Source organism: Streptomyces sp. NPDC092045 (assembly GCF_044756005.1).
GTDB lineage: Bacteria > Actinomycetota > Actinomycetes > Streptomycetales > Streptomycetaceae > Streptomyces.
Window position 1 is genome coordinate 118,977 of the sequence record NZ_JBIVSC010000016.1, and the last position, 24,917, is coordinate 143,893.

Here is a 24,917-nt window from a genome sequence, read left to right on the forward strand (position 1 = left end):
GACCGGGAGGCCCCGGGAGCGGCCACAGGATGGATGACAGAGCGAGACGGACGAACGGATCGCTCGGCCCACGGCCCCGGCCCACGGCCCCACGGCCTATGGCCCCACGGCCCCAAGCCCCCGCGCCCTCCCCCGATCCCACGGAGTTCCCCATGAAGAAGATCCTCTTCGGTGCCACCGCCGCCGCCGTCATCGCCGCCGGCACCTTCGGCGTCGTCTCCGCGAACGCCTCCGCCCCGGCCGCCGCCGCTCCCGCCGCCGTCCGCGCCGACGCCTCCAACGGCAACCTCCAGCAGTCGACGCACCTGACGATCGAGGCGGCGACGAAGGCCGCGCAGGCGACCCTGAAGGCCGCCGAGAAGGAGAACCAGCGCGTCTCGGTCGCGGTCGTCGACCGCAACGGCAACACCCTCGTCACCCTGCGCGGCGACGGCGCCGGCCCGCAGTCCTACGAGTCGGCCGTGAAGAAGGCGTACACCGCCGTCTCCTGGAACGCCCCGACCTCCGAGCTGGCCAAGCGCCTGACCAACGCCCCCACGCTCAAGGACATCCCGAACACCCTCTTCCTGGCCGGCGGCGCCCCCGTCACGGCCAAGGGCGCGCCCGTCGCCGGCATCGGCGTCGCGGGCGCCCCCTCCGGCGACCTCGACGAGAAGTTCGCCCTGGCCGGCGTCGCCTCCCTCGGCCGGTAAGACGCCCCCCTCGGCCGGCAAGGCGAATCCCCGGGCCGGCACGCCTCCCGGCCGGACGAGGCGGCCCCGGCCGCCAAGCCCCGACCGCCCCCCCCGAACGGCCGTGGCGCCCGGACCCCCCGCCGGGCGCCACCACCCTTCCCCGGCTCCGCTGCTTACGATCGGTCCGTGAAGCACCTCTACCGGCCCCGGGCCGTGACCCGGGCCCGGCCCCGGGCCCGGACCCGTCGGGCCCGGACCGGAGCCGCCGTCCTCGCCGTCCTCGCGGTGCTCGCGGGCGGCTGCACCGGCGCCACCGGCGGGGTCCGGGGCGCTCCCGGGTCCGCCGGGCTCCGCGACCCGTACTTCCCGAAGCTCGGGAACGGGGGCTACGACGTGCGGCACTACGCCCTCTCCCTCGCCTACGACCCGGCCACCGGGCGGCTCGACGGCACCGCCGAGATCACCGCCCGCGCCACCCAGGACCTCAGCGCCTTCAACCTCGACCTGTCCGGGCTCACGGTCGGCTCCGCGCGCGTGGACGGCGCGCCCGCCGCGCACAACCGGGCCGGGAACGAGCTGACGCTCCGCCCGCGCGAGGAGATCCCGAAGGGCGCCGAGTTCCGCGCCACCGTCGCGTACGCGGGCGTGCCCGAGCCGATCACGGACGCGGACGGCTCCGAGGAGGGCTGGCTGCGCGACGAGGACGGCGGGGTCGTCGCGGTCGGCGAACCGGCCGGCTCCACGACCTGGTTCCCCGGCAACCACCACCCCTCCGACAAGGCCGCGTACGACGTCTCCCTCACCGTCCCCGCCGGGACCGACGCCTTCTCCAACGGCGTCAGGACCGAGCGGCGGACGGAGGCGGACGGGCGCGTCACCACCGTCTGGCACACGCCCGAGCCGATGGCGAGCTACCTCGCGACGGTCATGATCGGGCGGTACGAGACGGGGACGGCGACCGCCCTCGGCACCGTGCCCGTGCTGACCGCCGCCGAGCCGGAGGTCGCGGCGGAGAGCGCCGCGCTGCGGGCCGAGGTCCCCGGGATCCTCGCCCGGCAGGTGCGGCGCTTCGGTCCGTACCCCTTCTCGGCCGCCGGGGCGGTCGTCACGGAGGACGGGACCCTCGGCTACGCCCTGGAGACCCAGACCCGGCCCGTCTTCCCGGCCTCCTCCTTCGACCGGACGACCCTCGTCCACGAGCTGGCCCACCAGTGGTTCGGCAACTCGGTGTCCCCCGCGACCTGGCGGGACCTGTGGCTGAACGAGGGCTTCGCGACGTACGCGGAGTGGCTGTACGCGGAGGAGCACGAGGGCGTCCCGGCCCGCACCGCCTTCGAGCGGGCCTTCGCGCAGAAGGCCAACTGGGCCTTCCCGCCCGCCGTTCCGCCCGGCGCGGCGAACCTCTTCGACCCGCCCGTCTACCAGCGCGGCGCGATGGTCCTGCACAAGCTGCGCGAGACGGTCGGTGACGGGGCCTTCGCCTCGATCCTGCGCGGCTGGCCGGAGAAGCACCGCCACGCCAACGCCTCCACCGCCGACTTCACCGCCTACGCGGAGGAGGTGGCGGGGAAGGACCTCGGCGGGCTGTGGGACGTGTGGCTGTACGGGGACGGGCGGCCGGAACGGCCCTGAGGAGCCCCGCGCGGACGTGGGGAAGGGGCCCGCCGGAGACGCCGGCGGGCCCCTTCGCCGCGGACGCGGTTCAGTACGTCCAGCGGGCCCGGTCGCCGTCCATCACGCAGTGGATCATGCGGCGGTTGGCCGCGTGCGTGGACCGGCCCAGGTCGGCCTTCCGGCAGAACTGGCCGGCGCTGTAGCAGTTACCGGCGTTGGAGACGATCTCGCAGGTGGCCTCGGCCGCCGCCGTCGGGGCCGCGGTCGTGCGCTTCGGCGCGGGCGCCTGTGTGGTGGGCTTCGGGGCCCGGGTCGCCTTCGGCGCCGCCGGGGGCTCGGTCGTGGGCTTCGCCTTCGGCGGCGCGGGCGCCTCGGTGGTGGGCGGCGGAGTCGCGGTCGTGGCGGTGGGCGTGGGCTCCGCGGTGGACGGGCTCGGCGTCGGAGTCGGAGTCGGCGTCGGTGCCGCCGGGGTGGAGACCGGGGCCGGGGTGGCGGGGGACTCGTCGGCCGCGACGGGTCCGCAGGCGACGGTGACGCCGACGAGCGCCAGGCCCGCCAGCGTCTGCCGCACCAGCCGGGCCGCCCGGGCCCCCCGCCCGCGCCGCCGTCCGCTCCCTCCGTCCCGGACTCCGGATCCTCTGCCGTCTTCGCCGGTGTCGTGCATCGATCCCCCCAGGGTCGTTCATCTGGTCGAAGAAGCGCACGTTAGAGGAGGAACCGCCTCCCCCGGGAGGGTTTGCGGGAAGCTTGTTCAAAATGAAACGACGCCGGTCTCCGGAACCACGGGCGTGGTTCCGGAGACCGGCGTCGCGGTGCCGGCCCGGGGGCCGGCCGGACGTCAGAGGTTGACGCCGAAGTCGCGGGCGATGCCCTCCAGGCCCGAGGCGTACCCCTGGCCGACGGCGCGGAACTTCCACTCGGCGCCGTTGCGGTACAGCTCGCCGAAGACCATGGCCGTCTCGGTGGCCGCGTCCTCGGAGAGGTCGTAGCGGGCGAGCTCGGCGCCGCCGGCCTGGTTCACGATGCGGATGTACGCGTTGCGGACCTGGCCGAAGTTCTGCGAGCGGGAGACCGCGTCGTAGATGGAGACCGGGAAGACGATCTTGTCGACGTTCGGCGGGAGGGCCGCGAGGTTGACGTTGATCTGCTCGTCGTCGCCGCCGCCCTCGCCGGTGCGGTTGTCACCGGTGTGGACGATGGTCTGGTCCGGCGTCGACTTGTTGTTGAAGAAGACGAAGTGGGCGTCGGAGGCGACCTTCCCGGCGGCGTCCACGCCGATCGCGGAGGCGTCGAGGTCGAAGTCGGTGCCGGTGGTGGTGCGGACGTCCCAGCCGAGGCCCACGGTGACGGCGGCGAGGCCCGGGGCCTCCTTGGTCAGGGAGACGTTGCCGCCCTTGGACAGGCTCACAGCCATGGAAAGTCCCTTTCATCGTGGTGTCGTCGCCTGGAGAAACGCGCGCGGCCCCCCGACGGTTCCCGTTCCGTCCCGGACGGAAATCAGGATGACTCCGACGGCCCAGTGCGGGGAACATGGGGGGCATGTCCGGTCCGTATCCCATTCGCGGCTCCGTCTCGCTCCCCGAGGCCGAGCTCCAGTGGCGTTTCTCGCGCGCTTCGGGCCCGGGCGGGCAGCACGTCAACACCAGCGACTCCCGGGTCGAGCTCCGCTTCGACCTCGCGGCCACCGACGCGCTCCCCGAGGTGTGGAAGGCCCGCGCCCTGGAGCGGCTCGCCTCCCGCCTGGTCGACGGCGTCGTGACCGTGCGGGCCTCGGAGCACCGCTCGCAGTGGCGCAACCGCGAGACGGCGGCGGTCCGCCTGGCCGCGCTCCTCGCCGAGGCGACGGCCCCGCCGCCGAAGCCCCGCCGGCCGACGAAGATCCCGCGCGGCATCAACGAGCGGCGGCTGCGGGAGAAGAAGCAGCGCTCGGAGACCAAGCGCACCCGGCAGTCCCGCGACTGGGGCTGACCGGCCGCCGACGGGCCGTGCCCGGGCCGCCGGGCCGTGACGACCGGCCGTGCCCCGGCCGTCGGGCCGTGCCCGCCGACGCGCGGTGTCCGGCCGGCCGTGCCCGCCGACGCGCGGTGTCCGGCCCCGTCAGCCCAGGTGCCGGTACCTCCCCCGGAAGTACGCCAGGGGCCCGCTGCCGTCCGCCGGGGACGCGTCCGCCGTCAGGACCCGGCCCACCACGAGCGTGTGGTCGCCGGCCACCACCCGGTTCTCGGTGCGGCACTCCAGGACCGCGAGCGCGCCGCCGACGAGCGGGGCGCCGCTCGCCCCGCCGCGCGTGTACGGCAGGTCGGCGAAGAGCAGCCGGTCGCTGACGCGGTTCTTCATCGAGAAGCGCCCGGCGACGTGCCGCTGGTCCTCGGAGAGGATCGAGACCGCCCAGACGGGGACGTCGGTGAGCAGGTCGTCCATGCGGGAGCCGTTGCGGAGGCCGATCAGGACCAGGGGCGGGTCGAGGGAGACCGACGTGAAGGCGGTGGCCGTCATGCCGACGTCCTCGCCGCGCGGGCCGTCGTCGGGGTCGTGCGCGGTCACCAGGACCACGCCCGACGCGAGGCGGGACATGGCCGCCCGGAACTCTTCGTTGCTCACCCCCTCAGCATGCGGGATCGCCAGGTCGGTCACGGGGGGCGGGGAGGCGGTCTTCTGCAACACCCTCCCGACGCTAGGACGGCTTCCCGGGGGACGCATCGGGCGCGGGGACCAGGCTTCCGCCCCCGTCGGTCCTAGGACCCGCCCGGGAACCCGGCCGACCCGCCATGACCTGCTGTGACTTGAGTCACAGCGGGCAGTATTTGCTGACCCTGTGTACCGGCTGCGCAGCTCACTGTGATTCAGTGGCAATCACAGTCCCTAGGGAAACGCGATTGTGCGACAGGAAGCCGATCAGAACACTGGAGTTGCTGTCGAGGTCTCGGGGAGAGCGAGCGATGGAGACCGAGTCGGAGCCGTACGTCCGTCTCTCGACCCTGCGGCAGCTGCATCAGGTCGTGACGGACCTCAACACCGCCCGCAGCCTGGCGGACACCCTGCAGACCGTCGCGGACGGCGTGGTCGCCGGTCTCAACTACGAGCTCGCCTGCGTCAACCTGGTGCGCCCCGACGGTGACCTCGTCGTCGCCGCCTTCGCCGGAAGCTCCGCCGCCGAGGCTCTGATCACCGGCCGGGTCGGCTCCCGCGCGGCCTGGGACCGCCGCCTCTCCATGGGCGTCGCCTGGGGCGACCTGCGGTTCATACCGCACACCGAGGGCTGGGTCCTGCTGGACGACGACGTCCCCCAGTGGCACACCGACGGCCCCGCGCCCCGCTTCGAGGACGAGTGGCACCCCCACGACCGGCTCTACGCCCCGATGTACTCCCCCACGCTCGGCTCCGCCCGCGCGGGGGGACCCCCGCCCGGCTCCCGCCGCGAGCTCCTCGGCGTCATATCCGTCGACCGTCCGCGCAACGGCCGGCACCCCGGCCCCTGGGGCCAGGAGGCGCTCCAGATGTACGCCTCGCAGTCGGCCATCGCCATCAGCAACGCCCGCCTCCGCTCCAACATGCAGCGGGCCCTGGTCCGGCTCGAACGGGAGCAGCAGGCCCTGCGCGCCAGCGAGGAATCCTTCCGCCAGGCCTTCGAGTACGCCCCCTCCGGCATGGCCATCGCCGAGATGGGCGGCGACCAGCACGGCCGGCTCCTGCGCACCAACGACGCCCTGTGCCGGCTCCTCGGCCGCCCCGCCTCGGTCATGCGCCGCTACTCCTTCGCCGACCTCGTCCACCCCGAGGACATCGGCACCCTGCTGCGGACCTCCGCCGAGGGCGGCCGGGCCGAGCTGCGGCTCGCCCGCCGCGACGGCACCTACGTCTGGGTCTCCCTGCGGAACTCCGTGGTCGCCGACACCGCCGACGGCCCCCGCTTCCTCCTCACCCACGTCGAGGACATCGAGGAGCGCAAGCGCCACGAGCTCCAGCTCGCCCACCGCGCCTCGCACGACGCCCTCACCGGCCTGCCCAACAGCGCCGAGCTGCGCTCCCGGCTCTCCGCCCGCCTCTGCGAGCGCCCGGCGGACGCCCCCGGCGCGTACGGCGACGGCTACGGGTACGGCCACGTGCCCGGACCGGGCTCCGGCTACGAGCCGTACGAGCACGAACACGAGCACGGCTTCGGCTTCGAGCCGGCGGGGGGCGCGGGGCCGTACGACCACCACGTCCACATGGTGGCCCCCTCGGGCGGCGAGACCGACGACGGCACCAAGGGGCTCGCGGTCCTCTTCTGCGACCTCGACGGCTTCAAGTCGATCAACGACCGCTTCGGGCACCACACCGGCGACGCCGTCCTCATCGAGGTGGCCCGGCGGCTCACCACCGGCGTCCGGGACGGGGACACCGTCGCCCGGCTCGGCGGCGACGAGTTCGTCGTCCTCGCCGACGGCCTGGGCGCGGCCGACGCCGCAGACCTGGCCGTGCGCCTCCGCAACGCGATCATCCCGCCCATCCGGGTGGACGGGCGCGCGGTCCGCGTCGGGGCCAGTTTCGGCATCGGCTGGGCCGAGTGCGGGATGACCGTGGAAGAGGTCCTGAACTCCGCCGACCAGCGCATGTACGTGGAGAAGCGCTCCCGCGCCAAGGTCCAGCGCCGGGCCGGCTGACGTGCGTGCCGGGCGGTGGCGGGTCACCGGCTGACGTGCGCGCCGGCGGGGAGCAGGTCAAGGGTCCGAGTCGGGGAATGGTCCGTTCGGGGTAGGCTCGCCGGGTCGGCGACGGCTGGCGAGCATGGAGAGGATGACCCGGATGGCTGCCGGTAACGACGGCTCGAACAAGCCCGAGGACGACGATCCGTTCGGCTACCTGTACGAGGACGGACGGGCGGCGGGCGCGCAGCCCCCGCAGGGCGGCGGCTACGGCTACCCCGGCCCCGGCCCCGCGCAGCCGGGCGTGCCCCGGACCTCGTACAACCAGGTCAGAACGGTCGGCGACCGCCGACAGTACGGCGGCCAGCAGCAGGCGCAGACGTACGTGCCGCAGCAGCAGGCGCCCTACGGGCAGCCGCACGCGCAGTACGCCGCGCCCGAGACCTACGGCGGCCAGCAGCCGCCCCGCCAGACCCCGCCGCCCCCGCAGCGCGGCGGCTCCGGCCGGGGCCCCAACACCCGGGGCCTGCTGATCGGCGCGGTCGCGGTCGTCGCGGTCGTGGTGCTCGGCATCGCGGCGGCGGTCATCACGAACATGAACAAGGACACGCCGGACGACAAGGCGGGCGGCACCGCGCCCACGCCCACGGCGTCCTCCCGGCCGTCGGAGACCCCGAGCGGCGACCCGAGCTCGCCCGCGCCGACCCCGAGCGACCTGCCGAGGCAGGACGCGGCCACGCTCCAGCTCGGCGGCCCGGCGAAGCTCGACACGGCCGTGAAGGGCGCGAAGGGCCCGGGCGGCTCCTACGTGGTCTTCAACGGCGAGGGCGGCTCCGCGAGCTGGTCCGTGGACGTCCCGAGCACCGGGGACTACACCCTCCGGATCGTGTACAGCGTGCCCGGCAAGGACGCCAAGACGTCCCTGACGGTCAACGGCGAGAAGCCCCGCGAGATCCGGATGAACAACTGGGCGAAGGGCGCCGAGGGCGACTGGGAGAAGGGGTGGACCTACACCTACTCCTACGTGACGCTCAACAAGGGGTCGAACTCGCTCAAGATCTCCTGCGAGTCGGGCGACTCCTGCGACGCGATCCTGGACCAGGTCTACCTGGAGGCCGGGAAGACCGGGAAGCGCTGACGCGCGAGGTCCCGACGTCCCGACGTTTCCGGCGAGGAGGTCCCTCAGGGGGCCTCCTCCGTCGTCCTCACCCGCCCCAGCAGCTCCTCGTACGCCGCCCGGTCGAACTCCCCGGCCACCGGCGAGAGGACCGTCGCCGCCGAGAGGGCGACCGCGCGGACCAGGCGGTCCGGCCAGGGGACGCCGTCGACCAGGCCCGAGAGCAGGCCCGCGACGGCCGAGTCGCCCGCGCCCGTCGGGTTGCCCCGGACGGGGGCCGGCGGGGCCGCGCGCCACAGGCCCTCGGGGGTCGCGGCGAGCAGGCCCTCGGGGCCGAGCGAGGAGACCACCGCGTGGGCGCCCCGGCGGCGCGCGTCGAGGGTGGCCCGGCGCGGGTCGCGGGCGCCGGTGAGCTGGGCCAGCTCGTCCGCGTTGGGCTTGACCAGGTCGGGGCGGGCGGCGATGCCCCGCCGCAGCGGCTCGCCGCTGGTGTCGAGGAGCACGGGCACGGCGGCGGCGCGGGCGAGCCGGACCAGTTCCGCGTACGCGCCGACGTGGATGCCCGGCGGGAGGCTGCCGCAGAGGGCGACGGCGGCGGCGCCGTCGAGGAGCGCGGCGAAGCGGGCGCGGAAGGCGTCCCACTCGGCGGCGGTGACGGTCGGCCCCGGCTCGTTGAGCTGGGTGGTGTCCCCGCCGGCGGCGTCGACGACCGCGACCGTGCGGCGGGTGGACCCGGCCGTCTCGACCAGCTCGTCCCGGACCGGGGTCGCCGCGAGCCCGTCCCGCAGCACCGCCCCGGTGGCGCCGCCCGCGAAGCCGGTGGCGACGGTCTCGTACCCGAGGGCGGCGAGGACCCGGGCCACGTTGAGCCCCTTGCCGCCGGGGCGCTCGATCACCTGGGTGACCCGGTGGGAGGCGCACGGGGTGAGGGCGGGGACCCGGTAGGTCAGGTCCAGCGCCGTGTTGAGGGTGACCGTCACGATCACCTGTCCACCCCCCGTACTCCCGGTGAAGACCCGTGGAACGCGTGTTCCGACGGCCACTGATCATGCCAAACGAAGAGCGGTTGGCCCAGACCCCCGGCCCACCGCTCTTCCGTATGACGCCTGATCAGGCTTCTGGTCGGGCCGGTGGTCAGACGGTCGCGGGGACCGCGGGCTCGACGACCCAGGCGCCCTTGCGCATGACGCCCCTGAGGTTGAAGTGGGCGTCGAGGACGACGATGTCGGCGTCCTTGCCGGGCTCCAGGGAGCCGACGCGGTCGTACGCGCCGAGGAGGCGGGCCGGGTTGGCGGAGATGGCCTGGACGACCGACTCGACGGGCAGGCCGTCGACGGTGACGGAGCGCTTGAAGGCGCGGTCCAGGGTGAGGGTGGAGCCGGCGATGGAGCCGCCCTCGACGAGCCGGGCGACGCTGTCCTTCACCTCGACCTCCAGGGGGCCGAGCATGTAGCGGCCGTCGCCGAAGCCGGCGGCGTCCATGGCGTCGGTGATGAGGGCGACGCGCCCGGGGCCCGCGTGGCGGAAGGCCAGCTCCAGGGCGGCGGGGTGCAGGTGGGTGCCGTCGTTGATGAGCTCGACGGTGATCCGCTCGTCCTCCAGGAGGGCGGCGATCGGGCCGGGGGCGCGGTGGCCGAGGGCGGGCATCGCGTTGTAGAGGTGGGTGGCGACGGTGGCGCCCGCGTCGATGGCGGCGACGGTCTGCTCGTACGTGGCGTCGGTGTGGCCGATGGCGGCGATCACGCCGTGTTCGGCGAGGAGGCGCACGGAGTCGAGGCCGCCGGGGAGCTCGGTGGCGAGGGTGACCATCTTGGCCCGGCCGCGGGCGGCGTCGACCAGCTTGCGGACCTCGGCCGGGTCCGGGTAGCGGAGCAGCGTCTCGTCGTGGGCGCCCTTGCGGCAGGGCGAGATGAACGGGCCCTCGAAGTGGATGCCGGCGATCTCGCCCTGCTCGGCCAGCTCGGAGAGGAGCCCGGCGCGCCCGGTGAGGAAGTCCATCTCGCCGGTGACGAGGGAGGCCACGGTGGTGGTGGTGCCGTGCAGGCGGTGGGTGTGGACGCCCTTGAGGACCTCCTCGGCGGTGCCGGAGGTGAAGGACGCGCCGCCGCCGCCGTGGTTGTGCGTGTCCACGAAGCCGGGGACGAGCCAGTGGCCGGCCAGGTCGATGGTCTCGGCGCCCTCGGGGGCGCTGCCGACGATGCGGCCGCCGTCGACGATCACGCGTCCGTTCTCGACGATCCCGGTGGGCAGCACGACGTGTGCGCCGGTGAGAACCTTGTGATCGGCCATCAGGCGGAAACCTCCGAGTCGGTGGGGCGCTGGGCGGCGAGCAGGTCCCAGGCGAGGAGGCCCGCGCCCAGGCAACCGGCGGTGTCCCCGAGGGCCGCCGGGACGATGGCGGGCAGCTTCTGGAACGTGACTCGCTCCTCCACCGCGGCCCGAAGTGGTGTGAACAAGGTTTCCCCGGCCTCGGCGAGACCGCCACCGATGATGAGCGTGCGGGGGTCCAGGAGGGTGAGCGCGGTGACCAGGCCGTCCGCGAGGGCGTCGACGGCGTCCTGCCAGATCCGCACGGCCGTGGGGTCGCCGGACTCGACGGCCTTGGCGCAGTCGGCGGCGTCGGCCTCCGGGTCGCCGCCGGCCTCGGCCCAGGCGAGGGAGACGGCGGAGGCGGAGGCGTACCGCTCCAGGCAGCCGCGCTGGCCGCAGCCGCAGGCGGTGCCGCCGGGGCGGACGACGATGTGGCCGATCTCGCCGGCGTAGCCGTGGGCGCCGGCCTCGATGCGGTCGCCGATGCCGATGGCGCTGGCGATGCCGGTGCCGAGGGGCACGAAGAGGAAGCGGTCGGCGCCGTTGCCCGCGCCGATGCGTCCCTCGGCGAGGCCGCCGGTGCGCACGTCGTGGCCGAGGGCGACGGGGAGGCCGTCCAGGCGGCGGCTGAGGAGTTCGCGCATGGGAACGTCGCGCCAGCCGAGGTTGGCGGCGTAGACGGCGATGCCGTTCTCGGCGTCGACGATTCCGGGGACGGCGACTCCGGCGGCCGCGGCGGGCTCTCCGTACCGCTCCTGGCCGAGGAGGCGGAGGTCCTCCGCGAAGCCGAGGATCGTCTCGACCACGGCCTCGGGGCCCCGGTCGCGCCCGGTGGCGCGGCGGGCCTCGTGGAGCAGGGTGCCGTCCGCCCCGACGAGGGCGGCCTTCATGCCGGTGCCGCCCACATCCAGGGCGATGACGTGTTTCACGGGGCATAGTCTGGCCGTCGCGGGGCAAAAGGTCTAGTCCACTGCTGAGGATTGTTGCGTACGGATACAAATTCGATTCCCGGTGCGGGGGCCGAGCGGACCCGCCTCCGCCCGGCGCTCGGACCGCTCCCGGACCCCTCCCGGTCCGCGTCCGATCCGCGGCATTTCGGAAAGGGTGTTGCGGAAGTGATATCCGAGTGGTGTAGACCTTATGGCGCGCGCGGGGCAGACTTGCGGCCCTGACGAGAGCAAACGTGCAGCTCAGTGCAGCTCAACGACGAGCAAAAGGTGGATGAAGCCGTGGAGCGGCGACGATTTCTTGGACTGACCGCGGCCGCCGCGGCCCTCGGACTGACCGCCACGGTCTCCGGCTGCGGGTCCCTGGGCGGCGACTCCGGCGACGTGACCCTGAAGCTGGTCGCCGCCGAGTACGACCTGACCGGCGGCGACTCCAGCAAGAAGTACTGGACCGATCTCGCCGCCGCCTTCGAGGCGAAGCACCCCGGGATCAAGGTCCAGGTCCAGGTCGAGTCCTGGGACGACGTCGACCGCAAGGTCGCCGAGATGGTCAAGGCGGGCGAGGCCCCCGACATCGCGCAGATCGGCGCCTACGCCGACTACGCGGCCGCCGGCCAGCTCTACGCCGCCGACGACCTGCTCTCCATACCCGTCCAGGCCAACTTCCTCCCCCGGCTCGTCGCCGCGGGCGAGCACAAGCAGACCCAGTACGGCCTGCCCTTCGTCGCCTCCACGCGCCCCCTCTTCTACAACAAGGCCCTCTTCGCGCAGGCCGGCATCAAGCCGCCCACCACCTGGGACGAGCTGGCCGAGGCCGCCGGGAAGCTCAAGAAGGAGGGCGTCCGCACCCCCTTCGCACTGCCGCTGGGCCCCGAGGAGGCCCAGGCCGAGGCCATGATGTGGCTGCTCGCGGGCGAGGGCGGCTGGACCGACGCCACCGACCACTACGCGGTCGACTCCGAGGCCAACGTGCGCACCTTCGAGTGGCTCCGCACGAACCTCGTCGGCAAGGACCTCACCGGCCCCGTCGCCCCCGGCAAGCTCAACCGCAAGGCCGCCTTCACCGCCTTCGCGAACGGCGAGGTCGGCATGCTCAACGGCCACCCCTCGCTCCTCAAGGAGGCCGCGAAGAAGGGCGTCGAGGTCGGCCAGGTTCCGCTCCCCGGCGCCGACGGCCCGAGCCGGACCTCCATGGGCGTCGCCGACTGGATCATGGGCTTCAAGCAGAACGGCCACCGCAAGGAGATCGGCGACTTCCTCAACTTCGCCTTCAACGACGACAACGTCCTGAAGTTCGCCGGGGACAACGACCTGCTGCCGGTCACCGTCAGCGCCTCCGGCCGCATGGAGGCCGACCCCGAGCACGCCAACCTGCACGTCTTCCTCAAGGTCCTCCCCGACGCGCAGCTCCCGCCGGTCGGCAAGACCTCGTGGGCCAAGGTCAGCGAGAACGTCAAGCAGAACATCGGCAAGGCCGTCGTCCCGAACGGGCGTCCCGCCGAGGTCCTGGGCTCGATCGGACGCGTGGCGACGGCGGCGGAGGCCGCCGAGTAATAAGTTGGTCCTATGAGCGAGGACCGGGAAGCGACGCAGGGTGAGGGCGGCGGGGGCCCCGCCGCCCTCACCGAGCAGGAGCAGGCCCTCCTCGCCGTCGAGCGCCGCTCCTGGCCGGGCCCCGGCGCCAAGGAGCGGGCCGTCCGCGAGGGCCTCGGCCTCTCCCCGACGCGCTACTACCAGCTCCTCAACGCGCTCCTCGACGACCCGCGCGCCCTGGCCCACGACCCGGTGACGGTCAACCGGCTGCGCCGGGTGCGCGAGCAGCGCCAGCGCAGGAGGTGAGCGCGGAAGCGGGGAGGTAGGCGCGGCGCTCCGTGGGTAGGGTCGGAAGCATGGTCAACAGCCTTCCGCACCCGACCACGTCCGCCGGCCGCGACGGCCTGGCCGCGATCCTCGCGCGGCCGGAGGAGACCGTCGTCGCCCTCGACTTCGACGGGACGCTCGCCGACATCGTCCCCGACCCCGAGTCGGCCCGCGCCCACCCCGGCGCGGTGGCCGCCCTCGCGGCCCTCGCGCCCCGGGTCGCCTCCGTCGCCGTGGTGACCGGCCGGCCCGCCGGGGTCGCCGTCCGCCACGGCGGCTTCGCCGGCGTCCCCGGCCTGGAGCACCTGGTCGTCCTCGGCCACTACGGCGCCGAACGCTGGGACGCCGTCACCGGCACGGTCCGGGCCGCCCCCGTCCCCCCGGGCGTGGCCGCCGTCCGCGCCGAGCTGCCCGGCTTCCTCGACCGGGCCGGGGCGTGGCAGGGCGTGTGGATCGAGGAGAAGGGCCGCGCGCTCGCGGTCCACACCCGCAGGGCCACGGACCCGGAGGGCGCCTTCGAGGCGCTCAAGGGCCCCCTCGCCGACCTGGCCGCCGAACACGGCCTCGTCCTGGAGCCCGGCCGGATGGTCCTGGAGCTGCGGCCCCCGGGCATGGACAAGGGCGTGGCGCTCGCCGCGTACGTACGCGAGACGGGCGCGGGTGCCGTGCTCTACGCGGGCGACGACCTGGGCGACCTGCCCGCCTTCGCCGCCGTGGAGAAGCTCCGCTCCGACGGCACGCCCGGCCTCCTGGTCTGCAGCGGCTCCGGCGAGGTCCCGGAACTCTCCGACCGCGGCGACCTCGCGGTCCCGGGCCCGACGGGCGTGGTGGACTTCCTGACGTCCCTGGCGGAGGCGGTGCGGGGGGACTGACCGGGCCCGCACACACGGAGGCGAGGGGGCGCGGGGGTCTCGTACGGGCACGGGCGGGCCCGTCAGCGTTCCCCCGCCAGCAGGTCGATCACGCCCGTCAGGTCCTCCTCGCCGCCGCCCGGGGCCGGGCGGCGGCGCATCAGGGTGAAGCAGGGGGTGAGCAGCTCCGGGCCGACGCCCTGTTGTTCGGCCGTGTTCGGGAAGGTCCGGACGCCCGCGACCTGCACGGCGAGGCGGGAGGCGACGCCGGCGGTGTAGTCGCCGCTCGCGAGCTGCCGGGCGGTCTGTCCGACCGACGGGCCCGCCATCGCCGTGAGCCGGTCCCGGGGACGGCGGCACCCGGTCGCCGGTCCCTACGCGGGGTTCCCGAGCGCCTCCAGCTGGCTCAGGAACCAGCGCTGCGGGGGCAGGGCCGTCGCCGCCGTCGCCAGGCGCTTCGTGCGGTCGGCGCGTTCGGGGCGGGGCATCGTGAGGGCGGCGTGGAGCGCCTCGGCGGTCTCCGAGACGTCGTACGGGTTCACCGTGAGGGCGTCCTCGCGCAGTTCCTCGTACGCGCCCGCCTCCCGCGAGAGGACCAGCGCGCAGCCCTCCTCCGAGACCACTGGTATCTCCTTGGCCACCAGGTTCATGCCGTCGCGGACCGGGTTCACCAGGGCCACGTCCGCGAGGCGGTAGGCCGCCAGGGAGCGGGTGAAGTCGTCCTTCACCGAGACCAGGACCGGCGTCCAGTCCTCCGTGCCGAACTCGGCGTTGATCTCCTCCGCCAGGGCCGCCACCGCGGTCGTGTACGAGCGGTAGACCTCCAGGTCCTGGCGGGAGGGGTACGCCGACGCCAGGTGCACCACCCGGCCCCGCCACTCCGGGCGGGTGGTCAGGAGCTCGCGGTAGGCGAGCAGGCCGCGCAGGATGTTCTTCGACAGCTCGGTGCGGTCCACGCGGACGATGGTCTTCCGGTCGCCGACCTCGGCCCGCAGCTCCGCCAGCCGCTCGTCCACCGCCGGCCGGTGCGCGAGCGCCCGCAGCTCCTCGGCGTCGACGCCCAGCGGATACACCGCGACGCGCGTCCCGGTGCCCTTCGTGTCCGCGCCGGCCGCGAACGCCTCGGCCCAGGCCGACGTGTGGAAGCCCAGCTCGTCCGCGCCGAGCATCCCCCACAGCAGCTCCTCGCGGATGTCGTCCGGCAGCATCCGCAGGTACGCGGGGGACGCCCACGGGGTGTGGGTGAAGTGCGCGATCCGCAGGTCCGGGCGGAGCTCGCGGAGCTGCCCGGGGACCAGGGCCAGGTGGTAGTCCTGCACCAGGACCGCCGCCCCCTCGTCCGCCGCCCCGGCCAGCGCCTCCGCGAAGGCGCGGTTGTAGGCGCGGTACGACTCCCAGCGGCGCCGGAACTCCGCGTCGTACACGGGCTCGCGCGGGATGTCGTACAGGTGGTGGTGCAGGAACCACAGCACCGAGTTCGCGATGCCGTTGTACGCGTCCGCGTACACGTCGGGATCGATGTCCAGCATCCGCACGCCGGGCTCCCCGACCCCGCGCCGGACCGCCTCCCGGTCGCCCTCGCCGAGGGCCGCGCACACCCACACGCTGTCCTGCGAGGAGACGGCGCTCAGGCCGGAGACCAGACCGCCGCCGCCCCTGCGGGCGTCGAGCGAGCCGTCCTCGCCGAGCACGTACGAGACCGGTCCCCTGTTGGATGCCACGAGCACAGTAGCCATGTGGCGAACCTAGCCCGTCCCGTAAACGCTCAAACGTACGTATACAAGACGGGGGGATCCGGCCACGGAGGGTGAGCGGGAACCGGGCGGGGCCCGGTGGCGCTCACAGGTCGGTGCGGTCGCGCAGGGCCGCCCTCGCCACCAGGCCCGTCGCCGCGAGCGCCGTCACCAGGCCGCCGAGCAGCCAGAGGCGTTCCTCGCCGTCCCGGGCCGGCGCCGGGCCGACCGTCCTCCCCGGCGCGCCCGGCGCCGGGGAGACGTGGACGGGGCCCGGCGGCACGGGGGCGGCGCCCGCCGGGACGGCCAGGAGCGAGGCCGTCGCCATGCTCGTCACCGCCAGCATCCTGCTCGCACCTCGCCTGAAGCCCATGGAAGATGAATGTATGCAGAGCGGACCATAAGGTGGCGTTACGCCACGCGGCGCCGCGCGTACTCCGCGATCTCCGCCATCGGCGGCCGCTCCTCCGTGTCCACCGCGTACGTCCGCGGCTCGAAGCCCCGCTCGCCCCGTTCGAACTGGGTCAGCCACGGCCGCACCATGTGCCCCCGCGACAGCCTCAGCTGCGCCGTCCGGTAGATCGCCGCCGCCATCCGGCCGAGCGCGTGCCCGTCCTGGTGCCGGTGCCTGCGGACGCCCACGTCCACCTGCGCGAGCCCGTCCAGGCCCACCGTGTGCAGCGCGTCCACGAGCAGGCCCAGCTCCACTCCGTAACCGACCGGGAAGGGCAGTCGCTCCAGGAGCGAGCGGCGGGCCGCGTATTCGCCGCCGAGCGGCTGCACGAAGCCGGCCAGCCGCGGCCAGTGCAGATTGAGCAGCGGGCGCGCCACCAGTTCCGTCACCCGGCCGCCCTGACCGGGAGCGCCGTCCAGCGGCCGGTCGTACATCGCCTTGACGAGGTCCACGTCCGGGTCGGTCAGGAGCGGGCCCACGATCCCCGTCACGAAGTCCGCGGAGAAGTCCCGCAGGTCCGCGTCCACGAAGCACACGACGTCCCCGCTCGTCACCATCAGTGACCGCCACAGGACCTCGCCCTTGCCGGGCGCGGCCGGTATCCGGGGGAGCACGTCGTCGCGCGCCACCACCCGCGCCCCGGCCGCCGCCGCGACCTCCGCCGTGCGGTCCGTGGAGCCCGAGTCGAGGACCACCAGCTCGTCGACGAGCGGCACCGCCTCCGACATCAGCTCGCGGCGGATCACGGCCACGATGTCCCCGACGGTCGCCTCCTCGTTCAGCGCCGGCAGCACCACGCTGACTGTCGTCGCACGCTTGGCGGCGAGGATCCGCTCCAGCGGCCGGTCCGCCACGGACCAGGACCGCCGGGACAGCCAGCGCTCCACCTCTTCCAGCACGTGATCTCCATCTCGCGGTTCGGACGGGCCGTCCAAGCGCCCGTGCCTTCGGTTACAGTCTTGAACAACGCAGCGACCCCGCGCACATCGGGGTGGCGTACGCGTCGGAGCGCAGGAACGAAAGTCCGGCCCTCCCCACAATCGAATACCGCTCATCCAGAGGGGCAGAGGGAAACGGCCCGTTGAAGCCCCGGCAACCCTCCAGTCGGTCACTCGTCATCCAGCGAGGTCCCCGGCTAGGGAAGGTGCCAAATCCGTCTCATGGCGAAAAATTCGTCATGGGAAAGATGAGGAGAAAGGGCCTCGCCTCCATGGCTGTACAGACCGTCGCACCCGCCACCACCGTCGACCTCGGTCCCGCGTCCGGGCTCTCCTGTCGCGAATGCGGTGAAGTCTTCGCACTCGGCCCGATCTTCGCCTGCGAACTCTGTTTCGGACCGCTCGAAGTCGCGTACGACCTCCCCGCCGGCGACCCCGAGGAGCTGCGGAAGCGCATCGAGGCCGGCCCCGCCAGCATCTGGCGCTACGCCCCCCTCCTGCCCGTCCCCGCCGACGTCGCCGAGAAGCCGAACCTGAACCCCGGCTGGACCCCGCTCGTCAAGGCCGACAACCTGGCCCGCGAGATCGGCGTCGCCCCCGGGAAGCTCTTCGTCAAGGACGACTCCGGCAACCCGACCCACTCCTTCAAGGACCGGGTCGTCGCCCAGGCCATCGAGGCCGCCCGCGCCTTCGGCTTCACCACCCTCTCCTGCTCCTCCACCGGCAACCTGGCCGGCGCCGTCGGCGCCGCCGCCGCCCGCGCCGGCTTCCGCTCCTGCGTGTTCATCCCGCACGACCTGGAGCAGGGCAAGGTCGTCATGGCCGGCGTCTACGGCGGCGACCTGGTCGCCATCGAGGGCAACTACGACGACGTCAACCGCTTCTGCTCGGAGCTCATCGGCGACCCGCTCGGCGAGGGCTGGGGCTTCGTGAACGTCAACCTGCGCCCGTACTACGGCGAGGGCTCCAAGACGCTCGCGTACGAGATCTGCGAGCAGCTCGGCTGGGTCATCCCCGACCAGCTCGTCATCCCGATCGCCTCCGGCTCCCAGCTCACCAAGATCGACAAGGGCCTCCAGGAGCTCGTCAGGCTGGGCCTCGTCGAGGACAAGCCGTACAAGATCTTCGGCGCCCAGGCCGAGGGCTGCTCCCCGGTGTCCGCCGCCTTCAAGGCCGGGCACGACGTCGTGCGGCCCCAGAAGCCGAACACGATCGCCAAGTCGCTCGCCATCGGCAACCCGGCCGACGGCCCGTACGTCCTCGACATCGCCCGCCGCACCGGCGGCGCCGTGGAGGACGTGAACGACGAGCAGGTCGTCGACGCGATCAAGCTGCTCGCGCGGACCGAGGGGATCTTCGCCGAGACCGCGGGCGGCGTGACCGTCGGCGTCGCGCGCAAGCTGGTGGAGAACGGCCTCATCGACCCGGAGCTCACCACAGTCGTCCTCAACACCGGCGACGGGCTCAAGACCCTGGACGCGGTGGCCGACACCTCTCAGGCGACCGCCACCATCCGACCGAGCCTGGACGCGTTCCGCGACGCCGGACTGGCCCGCTGATCCCCTCGGCGGGCCGCCCCTCCGGCGGCCCGCCGGCCTCCTCGGCGCCCGCCGGTCCCCCAGGCCCCGGTCCCCGGTTTCCCGAAAGGTACGTAAGTCATGGCCGTGAACGTCCGCATCCCCACCATCCTCCGCACCTACACCGGCGGCCGGGCCGAGGTCCAGGCCGAGGGCGCGACCCTCGCCGAGGTCATCGCGGACCTGGAGAAGAACCACACGGGCATCGCCGCCCGCGTCCTGGACGACCAGGGCAAGCTGCGCCGCTTCGTGAACGTCTACGTGAACGACGACGACGTGCGCTTCGAGCAGGGCCTGGAGACGGCCACCCCGGCCGGTTCGGGCGTCTCGATCATCCCGGCGGTCGCCGGCGGCTGCTGAGCCGTATCCGGCGAGCGGTTCCCGTTGTCCCGACTTTCTTGAATTGCCCCTTCCGCGTCCATAAGCGGAAGGGGCAATTCTGCATGGTTGAGCGCGGTAGGGTTGGGGAAGTCCCCTCCGCTGCTCCTGCCGGGCGCATATGAAATCGCGCCTCGACCTGACAAGAAGCAGTCAAACTGTGTGCGCGTTGTGTACCTTCTGCGCGCTTTGCCGGGCCCGACTTGCCCCGCGATTCAAGGGAACCTCCCCAATTCTCCTTTCCGCGCCGCCCAGAATTCTCGCCCGAATGGCCTGTTGCACAGGGCAGTTGGACAGATACATTCAGCGGCGGTCGACGCGTTCCGGCGCAGGGTCTGACCCGGGGTTCGTGAAGTGCGGCCCCGCGCAAGGGCCAGTAATAGGGGAGTTGGGCATGGCTCAGGGCACCGTCAAGTGGTTCAACGCGGAGAAGGGCTACGGCTTCATCGCGGTCGACGGTGGTGCGGATGTTTTCGTCCACTACAGCGCGATCCAGATGGATGGCTACCGCAGCCTCGAAGAGGGGCAGCGGGTCGAGTTCGAGATCTCGCAGGGCCAGAAGGGTCCGCAGGCGGACATGGTCAAGCTCGCCGTCTGAGCGCGGCGCGATCGGCCAGCGACGCAACGCCGTCGAGGGGCCCGCATCCCTGAGGGGACGCGGGCCCCTCGCGCGTTCCCGGATGCCCCCGCGCCCCGGTGCGGCCCCGCTCCCGGGACGGCCCTCCGGGCGCCCCTCCCGACCCCCGGAGCCCAGTGCCCCCTTCCCGAAACCCGAGAGTCGCTTGCACTCTCCTAGGTCGAGTGCTAATCATTGGCGTTAGCACTCGGCAGGTGAGAGTGCTACGAGGATCGGGCAGACGAGGCCGCCGGCCGGGTGGGGCAAGGAACCACACGGACACGCGGAGGCCGTCCGTCGCGGGCGTCGGCGCGGTCCTGGAGCGTTATCCACCCCATGTCCGGGAGGACCACTTCACATGGCCAAGATCATCGCGTTCGACGAGGAGGCCCGGCGCGGTCTCGAGCGCGGCATGAACCAGCTCGCTGACGCCGTCAAGGTCACCCTCGGCCCCAAGGGCCGCAACGTCGTCCTCGAGAAGAAGTGGGGCGCCCCCACGATCACCAACGATGGTGTCTCCATCGCCAAGGAGATCGAGCTCGAGGACCCGTACGAGAAGATCGGCGCCGAGCTGGTCAAGGAAGTCGCCAAGAAGACGGACGACGTCGCCGGCGACGGCACGACCACCGCCACCGTCCTCGCCCAGGCGCTCGTCCGCGAGGGCCTCCGCAACGTCGCCGCCGGCGCCAACCCGATGGCCCTCAAGCGCGGCATCGAGAAGGCCGTCGAGGCCGTCTCCGGCGCCCTCCTCGAGCAGGCGAAGGATGTCGAGACCAAGGAGCAGATCGCCTCCACGGCCTCCATCTCCGCCGCCGACACCCAGATCGGCGAGCTCATCGCCGAGGCGATGGACAAGGTCGGCAAGGAAGGCGTCATCACCGTCGAGGAGTCCCAGACCTTCGGTCTGGAGCTGGAGCTCACCGAGGGCATGCGCTTCGACAAGGGCTACATCTCGGCGTACTTCGCCACCGACATGGAGCGCATGGAGGCGTCGCTCGACGACCCCTACCTCCTGATCGTCAACTCCAAGATCTCCTCCGTGAAGGACCTCCTCCCGCTCCTGGAGAAGGTCATGCAGTCGGGCAAGCCCCTGCTGATCATCGCCGAGGACGTCGAGGGCGAGGCCCTGTCGACCCTGGTCGTCAACAAGATCCGCGGCACCTTCAAGTCCGTCGCGGTCAAGGCCCCGGGCTTCGGCGACCGCCGCAAGGCCATGCTGAACGACATCGCCATCCTCACCGGCGGCACGGTCATCTCCGAGGAGGTCGGCCTCAAGCTGGAGAACGCGGGCCTCGACCTGCTGGGCCGCGCCCGCAAGGTCGTCATCACCAAGGACGAGACCACCATCGTCGACGGTGCCGGTGACAGCGAGCAGGTCGCCGGTCGCGTGAACCAGATCCGCGCCGAGATCGAGAACAGCGACTCGGACTACGACCGCGAGAAGCTCCAGGAGCGCCTCGCGAAGCTGGCCGGCGGCGTGGCCGTCATCAAGGCCGGTGCCGCGACCGAGGTCGAGCTCAAGGAGCGCAAGCACCGCATCGAGGACGCCGTCCGCAACGCGAAGGCGGCCGTCGAGGAGGGCATCGTCGCCGGCGGTGGCGTGGCCCTGCTCCAGGCGTCGACCGTCTTCGAGAAGCTGGAGGCCGACCTCTCCGGCGACGAGGCCACCGGTGCCGCGATCGTGAAGCTGGCCCTGGAGGCCCCGCTGAAGCAGATCGCCGTCAACGCCGGCCTCGAGGGCGGCGTCGTGGCGGAGAAGGTCCGCAACCTGCCCGTCGGCCACGGCCTGAACGCCGCGACCAACGAGTACGTCGACCTCATCGCCGAGGGCATCATCGACCCGGCGAAGGTGACGCGCTCCGCGCTCCAGAACGCCGCGTCGATCGCCGCGCTGTTCCTCACCACCGAGGCCGTCATCGCCGACAAGCCGGAGAAGGCCGCCGCGCCGGCCGGCGGCGGCATGCCGGGCGGTGACATGGACTTCTGATCCCCGGGGATCTCCGGATCCCGGGATCGGCGGTTCATCGCTGAACGCGAACGAGGGCGGCACCCCCTGACGGGGGTGCCGCCCTCGGGCGTTGAGCCGGGCCGGTTCGCGTCCCGTACCGGGCGCGACCCACGCCTCGTACGGGAACGGTCCACGTCCCGGGCCCGCGGCCGAGGGCCGGGGCCCGGCTCCCGACGCCCGGGAGCAGCCCCCGCTCGGCGTACGACACCAGGCTCTCGTCCGGCTTCGCGACGAAGAACGGCACCGGCCCGTCCCGGTCGGCGTAGGAGCCGTCCCACCAGCCGGAGCCGCCCTCCGGCCACCGGTCGGCCCGGCCACCGGTCGGCGGCGGGCGTGAACAGGTCGTCGAGCAGGGGCATGAGGTCGTCGACCGTGCGGGCGTGGCGCGGGGTGCGGCAGTGTCCTCGGGGGCCCGTCCCGCGCCCCGGGAAGGGGCCTTTCCGGGCTTCGGCCGGGTGTGTTCTCCGCCCGCGCGGCCGGGGGGCGGAGGACCGGAGAAAAGGCGCCGATCTGGCGGGTGCCCCGCGTCCGCGCGCGGCCGAAAGCCCCCGGGTGTGAACCCGGCCGTATCCGTCCGGACCGGCCGCGGCGGCGCCCGGGGCTGTCCGGTACGTGCCGCGGGCGTTTGGCCGGACTCCGGGTTGTCCCCGATTCCGGCCGCCGCTAGCGGCATTGGCGGCCCGCGGTCCGCTCTCCATCATCGTCGCATCGTGAGGAGTCGGACCGGACCGCTGTGGGGGGCGCCCGTGGGGACGAACGGCGTTCCGGAGGCGAGGTCCTTCACCGGGCGGCGCCTCGGCCGGCTCGTCGCCTGCCGGACCGGGCGGGACGACCTCGCCCATGACGCCGACGTCGTGGGCCGCGTGCTGCCGTTCGAGGTCGGCGCGCACGCCGCCGACGAGCTGATCGACTGGGGACGCGCCCCCGACGACCCCCTCTACCGGCTCCTCGTGCCCCACCGCGACATGCTCGCCCCCGCCGACTTCGCCGCCGTCGAGACCGCGCTGCGGTCCGGTGACCGGGTCCGGCTGCGGACGGTGGCGGACGGGGTCCGGGAACGCAGCGCGCTGTGCGCGCCCGAGTCCCTCGACGTCCCCGGCGCGCCCGAGGACCTCGGTGTTCCCGAGGACCTCGGCGTCCTCGGTGCTCCCGGCGCTCTCGGCGTATCCGGTGTCTCCTGCGCCTCTGGCATCCCCGGTGCCTCCGATGTCTCCGGCGCCTCTGAAATCTCCGGCATATCCGGTCTCCACGGCGCCTTCGACACCTCCGGAGCATCCCGCGCACCCGGTGGCTCCGGTGGCTGGTCGGGGCTCCGGCACCCCTACCCCGAGACGCTGTGCGTCCTCCTCCCCGGCCCGGGGCGGACCGGTCCGTGCCCCTGCGCGTCCTGCTCCCGCTGGTCCTCCCGCCCCGTCGGCGGCCCCGGGGCGATGGCCGCCCGCCTGGCCCGGCACCCGGGGATCACCGACGTGCGGTTCACGGCCGGAGGCCCGTTCCCGGGGCCGGCGGCCGGTCCGTCCGCCGACCCGTTCGCCCTGCGGACCGAGCGGTTCGCCGCGTACCTCGCGCCCCTCCTCGCCCTGCCCCGGATCCGCACCGTCCGCGTCGACACCGGGGCGGTGTCCTCCTTCCCCGGGCGCTTCCTGGACGCCCCCGACGCGGACGACCTCCTCCGGCTCCTCGAACGGGTCGTCGCCTCGGGCCGGGGGCTCGACCTGGTGCTGCGGGTCTCCCACCCCCGGGAGCTGTGCCCGGAGCCGGCCCGGCGCGCGCTCGGCCGGCTGCGCGCCACGGGCGCGGTCCTGCGCACCCGGGCCGCCGTCCTCCGGCACGTCAACGACGACGCCGGGGTCTGGGCCCGGATGTGGCGCGAGCAACTGGGCCTCGGGCTCGTGCCGTACCGCGTGGCGGTGGAGCGGGACGCGGGCCCGCGCCGCTACTTCGGGCTGCCGCTGGCCCGGGCCCTGGACGTCTGCGCGGAGGCGGTACGGCGGACCCCGAAGGCCGCCCGTACGGTGCGGGGCCCGGTGCTCTCCACCGACCTCGGTGCCCTCGCCCTCGACGGGACCGTCCGGCTCCCGGGCGGTCCCGCCTTCGCCCTCCGCGCCCTCAGAACCCGCGACCCGTCCCTGACGGGGGTCAGGGCCCACGCCCGCTTCGACCCGACGGCCCACGGGTGGAACGAACTGATCCCGTACGGGCCGGAGGACGAGACCCTGATCCCGGGAAAGCCGCTGACGCCGGAGGGGGCGCTCTGAACCCCCGGAATCAGGCGGGCGGGGCCAGCAGACCGGTGTCCTGGCCGGCGCGGCGCAGCGCGTCCGTGACGAAGCCGTTCGCCTTCAGCTCCTCGACCGTGTCGCGGAGGAAGGCGAGGGTCTCCGGGGCGCGGGAGGGCGTCGTGCCGACCGCCTGCCGGATCTCCATGAACCGGCCCTCGATCAGCCGGACGTCGGGGTTCTCCCGTACGTACGCGGTCAGGGGCTGCCGGATGCCCGCGCCCGCCTCCAGGCCCTCGGTCCGGAAGACGTCGACGCCCTCGTCCCCGCGCACGACGGTCGCGTGCGCGAGGGTCCGGGACAGGAACAGGTCGTAGGCGGACCCCTTCTTGACCCCGACGCGGACGCCGGGGGCGTCGACCTCCTCGACGGCGGTGAGCGCGGAGCCGCGCGGCACGGCGTACACCCCCTCGATGACGACGTACGGCGCGGTGAACGCGACCTCCGTCTCGCGCGCCGGGTCCACGGCGAGGAAGCAGAGGTCGGCCCGCCCGTCCGCCATCGCCCCGAACGACTTCCGCGCCGCGTCGAAGCAGAGCAGCTCGACCCCGACCCCGAGCCGCGCCCCGATCTCCCGCGCCAGGTCGACGGTGATCCCGGAGGGGTCCTCGGGGGTGCCCTGGGCGAGCACCGGGTTCCCGAGGTTGACGGAGGCGCGGAGCACTCCGGCGGGGGCGAGGTCGGCGGCGATGCGCTGTGTGGTCGTCATGGGCGTGGAGTCTAGGGAGGGGTGGGGCCCTCCCCTGCGGGAGCGGAGTCCGGAGTCCGGGGAGCGGCCGGGGACGTTCCGTACGGGGACGGAACCTGGGGCGTGTGTCGAAAGTAGCGCCGTCTGCCCGGAGGGCAGGCGGGACTTTCGACACACGCCCTAAAGGGTGTTGCAGAAGGTCGGGTTCGGACAGGCCTGAATGGCGTTTGACCTGCCATTTCACCGGG

General features: G+C 73.5%; 24 protein-coding genes and 1 riboswitch. Of the genes, 13 read left to right on the forward strand and 11 right to left on the reverse strand.

Going from position 1 to position 24,917, the window contains the following annotated elements:
* The first annotated feature begins 152 nt into the window (after positions 1–152).
* On the forward strand, positions 153–692 hold the full coding sequence (locus ACIQKA_RS27455) for a heme-binding protein (RefSeq protein WP_402542709.1): 540 nt from the start codon (positions 153–155) through the stop codon (positions 690–692).
* A 195-nt stretch (positions 693–887) separates the two neighbouring features.
* Positions 888–2,306 carry a M1 family metallopeptidase gene (locus tag ACIQKA_RS27460; RefSeq protein WP_402542731.1) on the forward strand — a complete coding sequence of 473 codons (1,419 nt, stop codon included), beginning with the start codon at positions 888–890 and terminating at the stop codon, positions 2,304–2,306.
* A 70-nt stretch (positions 2,307–2,376) separates the two neighbouring features.
* Here ACIQKA_RS27460 and ACIQKA_RS27465 read toward each other — a convergent pair whose 3' ends face one another.
* Positions 2,377–2,859 (reverse strand): hypothetical protein, encoded by a 483-nt coding sequence (locus tag ACIQKA_RS27465; protein ID WP_383431365.1) that lies wholly within the window; start codon positions 2,857–2,859, stop codon positions 2,377–2,379.
* Positions 2,860–3,126: 267 nt separating this feature from the next.
* Positions 3,127–3,702: a TerD family protein gene (locus ACIQKA_RS27470; RefSeq protein WP_030221799.1), complete on the reverse strand. Its 576-nt coding sequence runs from the start codon at positions 3,700–3,702 to the stop codon at positions 3,127–3,129.
* Between the two features lie 116 nt (positions 3,703–3,818).
* Here ACIQKA_RS27470 and arfB point away from each other — a divergent pair, with 116 nt between their 5' ends.
* Positions 3,819–4,256 (forward strand): alternative ribosome rescue aminoacyl-tRNA hydrolase ArfB, encoded by a 438-nt coding sequence (gene arfB / locus ACIQKA_RS27475; RefSeq protein WP_383158588.1) that lies wholly within the window; start codon positions 3,819–3,821, stop codon positions 4,254–4,256.
* Between the two features lie 129 nt (positions 4,257–4,385).
* On the opposite strand, the gene ACIQKA_RS27480 is transcribed toward arfB, so the two are convergent.
* Positions 4,386–4,988 (reverse strand): flavin reductase family protein, encoded by a 603-nt coding sequence (locus ACIQKA_RS27480; RefSeq protein WP_383158591.1) that lies wholly within the window; start codon positions 4,986–4,988, stop codon positions 4,386–4,388.
* A gap of 239 nt (positions 4,989–5,227) precedes the next feature.
* Here ACIQKA_RS27480 and cdgB point away from each other — a divergent pair, with 239 nt between their 5' ends.
* Together cdgB and ACIQKA_RS27490 are read left to right on the forward strand one after the other, a co-directional pair.
* Positions 5,228–6,931, forward strand: a complete 1,704-nt coding sequence (gene cdgB, locus ACIQKA_RS27485; protein ID WP_383158594.1) for a diguanylate cyclase CdgB — start codon at positions 5,228–5,230, stop codon at positions 6,929–6,931.
* A 142-nt stretch (positions 6,932–7,073) separates the two neighbouring features.
* Positions 7,074–8,051: a carbohydrate-binding protein gene (locus ACIQKA_RS27490; RefSeq protein ID WP_383431359.1), complete on the forward strand. Its 978-nt coding sequence runs from the start codon at positions 7,074–7,076 to the stop codon at positions 8,049–8,051.
* Positions 8,052–8,095: 44 nt separating this feature from the next.
* On the opposite strand, the gene ACIQKA_RS27495 is transcribed toward ACIQKA_RS27490, so the two are convergent.
* The 3 genes from ACIQKA_RS27495 to ACIQKA_RS27505 form a co-directional block, all read right to left on the reverse strand.
* On the reverse strand, positions 8,096–9,016 hold the full coding sequence (locus tag ACIQKA_RS27495; RefSeq protein WP_383158598.1) for a 1-phosphofructokinase family hexose kinase: 921 nt from the start codon (positions 9,014–9,016) through the stop codon (positions 8,096–8,098).
* A gap of 148 nt (positions 9,017–9,164) precedes the next feature.
* Positions 9,165–10,319 (reverse strand): N-acetylglucosamine-6-phosphate deacetylase, encoded by a 1,155-nt coding sequence (gene nagA, locus ACIQKA_RS27500; protein ID WP_402542713.1) that lies wholly within the window; start codon positions 10,317–10,319, stop codon positions 9,165–9,167.
* Positions 10,319–11,269, reverse strand: a complete 951-nt coding sequence (locus tag ACIQKA_RS27505) for an ROK family protein (RefSeq protein WP_402542715.1) — start codon at positions 11,267–11,269, stop codon at positions 10,319–10,321. Before ACIQKA_RS27505 ends, nagA begins: the two co-directional genes overlap by 1 nt.
* 288 nt (positions 11,270–11,557) lie before the next feature.
* Between ACIQKA_RS27505 and ACIQKA_RS27510 the strand changes: the two genes are divergently transcribed.
* From ACIQKA_RS27510 to otsB, 3 genes are read left to right on the forward strand one after another with little or no spacing between them, the layout of a single operon-like run.
* On the forward strand, positions 11,558–12,841 hold the full coding sequence (locus ACIQKA_RS27510; protein ID WP_383158605.1) for an ABC transporter substrate-binding protein: 1,284 nt from the start codon (positions 11,558–11,560) through the stop codon (positions 12,839–12,841).
* A 12-nt stretch (positions 12,842–12,853) separates the two neighbouring features.
* Positions 12,854–13,126, forward strand: a complete 273-nt coding sequence (locus ACIQKA_RS27515; protein WP_383158607.1) for a DUF3263 domain-containing protein — start codon at positions 12,854–12,856, stop codon at positions 13,124–13,126.
* A gap of 50 nt (positions 13,127–13,176) precedes the next feature.
* Positions 13,177–14,019 carry a trehalose-phosphatase gene (gene otsB, locus ACIQKA_RS27520; RefSeq protein ID WP_383158610.1) on the forward strand — a complete coding sequence of 281 codons (843 nt, stop codon included), beginning with the start codon at positions 13,177–13,179 and terminating at the stop codon, positions 14,017–14,019.
* A gap of 62 nt (positions 14,020–14,081) precedes the next feature.
* Here the strand turns inward: otsB and ACIQKA_RS27525 are convergent, their stop codons facing one another.
* The 4 genes from ACIQKA_RS27525 to ACIQKA_RS27540 form a co-directional block, all read right to left on the reverse strand.
* A complete protein-coding gene (locus ACIQKA_RS27525) occupies positions 14,082–14,327 on the reverse strand; it encodes a dehydrogenase (protein ID WP_402542718.1) in 246 nt (81 codons plus the stop codon).
* Positions 14,328–14,372: 45 nt separating this feature from the next.
* Positions 14,373–15,734 carry a trehalose-6-phosphate synthase gene (locus ACIQKA_RS27530; protein WP_383158615.1) on the reverse strand — a complete coding sequence of 454 codons (1,362 nt, stop codon included), beginning with the start codon at positions 15,732–15,734 and terminating at the stop codon, positions 14,373–14,375.
* Positions 15,735–15,837: 103 nt separating this feature from the next.
* Positions 15,838–16,104: a hypothetical protein gene (locus ACIQKA_RS27535; protein ID WP_383444087.1), complete on the reverse strand. Its 267-nt coding sequence runs from the start codon at positions 16,102–16,104 to the stop codon at positions 15,838–15,840.
* Positions 16,105–16,142: 38 nt separating this feature from the next.
* Complete coding sequence (locus tag ACIQKA_RS27540) at positions 16,143–17,084, reverse strand: glucosyl-3-phosphoglycerate synthase (protein ID WP_402542720.1); 942 nt, start codon at positions 17,082–17,084, stop codon at positions 16,143–16,145.
* Between the two features lie 149 nt (positions 17,085–17,233).
* Positions 17,234–17,378, forward strand: a riboswitch (SAM riboswitch).
* 17 nt (positions 17,379–17,395) lie between these two features.
* Between ACIQKA_RS27540 and thrC the strand changes: the two genes are divergently transcribed.
* The 5 genes from thrC to ACIQKA_RS27565 all read left to right on the forward strand — a co-directional run bounded on the left by thrC (position 17,396) and on the right by ACIQKA_RS27565 (position 23,960).
* Positions 17,396–18,682 carry a threonine synthase gene (thrC, locus tag ACIQKA_RS27545; RefSeq protein ID WP_383431350.1) on the forward strand — a complete coding sequence of 429 codons (1,287 nt, stop codon included), beginning with the start codon at positions 17,396–17,398 and terminating at the stop codon, positions 18,680–18,682.
* Between the two features lie 99 nt (positions 18,683–18,781).
* Complete coding sequence (locus tag ACIQKA_RS27550) at positions 18,782–19,060, forward strand: MoaD/ThiS family protein (protein WP_383158624.1); 279 nt, start codon at positions 18,782–18,784, stop codon at positions 19,058–19,060.
* A gap of 412 nt (positions 19,061–19,472) precedes the next feature.
* On the forward strand, positions 19,473–19,676 hold the full coding sequence (locus ACIQKA_RS27555) for a cold-shock protein (RefSeq protein ID WP_015035246.1): 204 nt from the start codon (positions 19,473–19,475) through the stop codon (positions 19,674–19,676).
* A 376-nt stretch (positions 19,677–20,052) separates the two neighbouring features.
* Entirely contained in the window at positions 20,053–21,681 is a 1,629-nt protein-coding gene (groL, locus tag ACIQKA_RS27560) for a chaperonin GroEL (protein ID WP_062753193.1), read from the forward strand.
* A 731-nt stretch (positions 21,682–22,412) separates the two neighbouring features.
* Complete coding sequence (locus ACIQKA_RS27565; RefSeq protein ID WP_402542723.1) at positions 22,413–23,960, forward strand: lysine 2,3-aminomutase; 1,548 nt, start codon at positions 22,413–22,415, stop codon at positions 23,958–23,960.
* Positions 23,961–23,970: 10 nt separating this feature from the next.
* Here the strand turns inward: ACIQKA_RS27565 and ACIQKA_RS27570 are convergent, their stop codons facing one another.
* A complete protein-coding gene (locus tag ACIQKA_RS27570; protein ID WP_402542725.1) occupies positions 23,971–24,690 on the reverse strand; it encodes a transporter substrate-binding domain-containing protein in 720 nt (239 codons plus the stop codon).
* Positions 24,691–24,917: the final 227 nt, after the last annotated feature.

Excerpts from the sequence above, each read along its gene's own strand:
- ACIQKA_RS27455 (WP_402542709.1), top strand. The coding sequence starts at position 153 with ATGAAGAAGATCCTCTTCGGTGCCACCGCCGCCGCCGTCATCGCCGCC.
- ACIQKA_RS27470 (WP_030221799.1), bottom strand. The coding sequence starts at position 3,702 with ATGGCTGTGAGCCTGTCCAAGGGCGGCAACGTCTCCCTGACCAAGGAG.
- arfB (WP_383158588.1), top strand. The coding sequence starts at position 3,819 with ATGGGGGGCATGTCCGGTCCGTATCCCATTCGCGGCTCCGTCTCGCTC.
- ACIQKA_RS27480 (WP_383158591.1), bottom strand. The coding sequence starts at position 4,988 with ATGCGTCCCCCGGGAAGCCGTCCTAGCGTCGGGAGGGTGTTGCAGAAG.
- cdgB (WP_383158594.1), top strand. The coding sequence starts at position 5,228 with ATGGAGACCGAGTCGGAGCCGTACGTCCGTCTCTCGACCCTGCGGCAG.
- ACIQKA_RS27490 (WP_383431359.1), top strand. The coding sequence starts at position 7,074 with ATGGCTGCCGGTAACGACGGCTCGAACAAGCCCGAGGACGACGATCCG.
- nagA (WP_402542713.1), bottom strand. The coding sequence starts at position 10,319 with ATGGCCGATCACAAGGTTCTCACCGGCGCACACGTCGTGCTGCCCACC.
- ACIQKA_RS27515 (WP_383158607.1), top strand. The coding sequence starts at position 12,854 with ATGAGCGAGGACCGGGAAGCGACGCAGGGTGAGGGCGGCGGGGGCCCC.
- otsB (WP_383158610.1), top strand. The coding sequence starts at position 13,177 with ATGGTCAACAGCCTTCCGCACCCGACCACGTCCGCCGGCCGCGACGGC.
- ACIQKA_RS27525 (WP_402542718.1), bottom strand. The coding sequence starts at position 14,327 with ATGGCGGGCCCGTCGGTCGGACAGACCGCCCGGCAGCTCGCGAGCGGC.
- ACIQKA_RS27530 (WP_383158615.1), bottom strand. The coding sequence starts at position 15,734 with ATGGCTACTGTGCTCGTGGCATCCAACAGGGGACCGGTCTCGTACGTG.
- ACIQKA_RS27535 (WP_383444087.1), bottom strand. The coding sequence starts at position 16,104 with ATGGGCTTCAGGCGAGGTGCGAGCAGGATGCTGGCGGTGACGAGCATG.
- thrC (WP_383431350.1), top strand. The coding sequence starts at position 17,396 with ATGGCTGTACAGACCGTCGCACCCGCCACCACCGTCGACCTCGGTCCC.
- ACIQKA_RS27550 (WP_383158624.1), top strand. The coding sequence starts at position 18,782 with ATGGCCGTGAACGTCCGCATCCCCACCATCCTCCGCACCTACACCGGC.
- ACIQKA_RS27555 (WP_015035246.1), top strand. The coding sequence starts at position 19,473 with ATGGCTCAGGGCACCGTCAAGTGGTTCAACGCGGAGAAGGGCTACGGC.
- groL (WP_062753193.1), top strand. The coding sequence starts at position 20,053 with ATGGCCAAGATCATCGCGTTCGACGAGGAGGCCCGGCGCGGTCTCGAG.
- ACIQKA_RS27570 (WP_402542725.1), bottom strand. The coding sequence starts at position 24,690 with ATGACGACCACACAGCGCATCGCCGCCGACCTCGCCCCCGCCGGAGTG.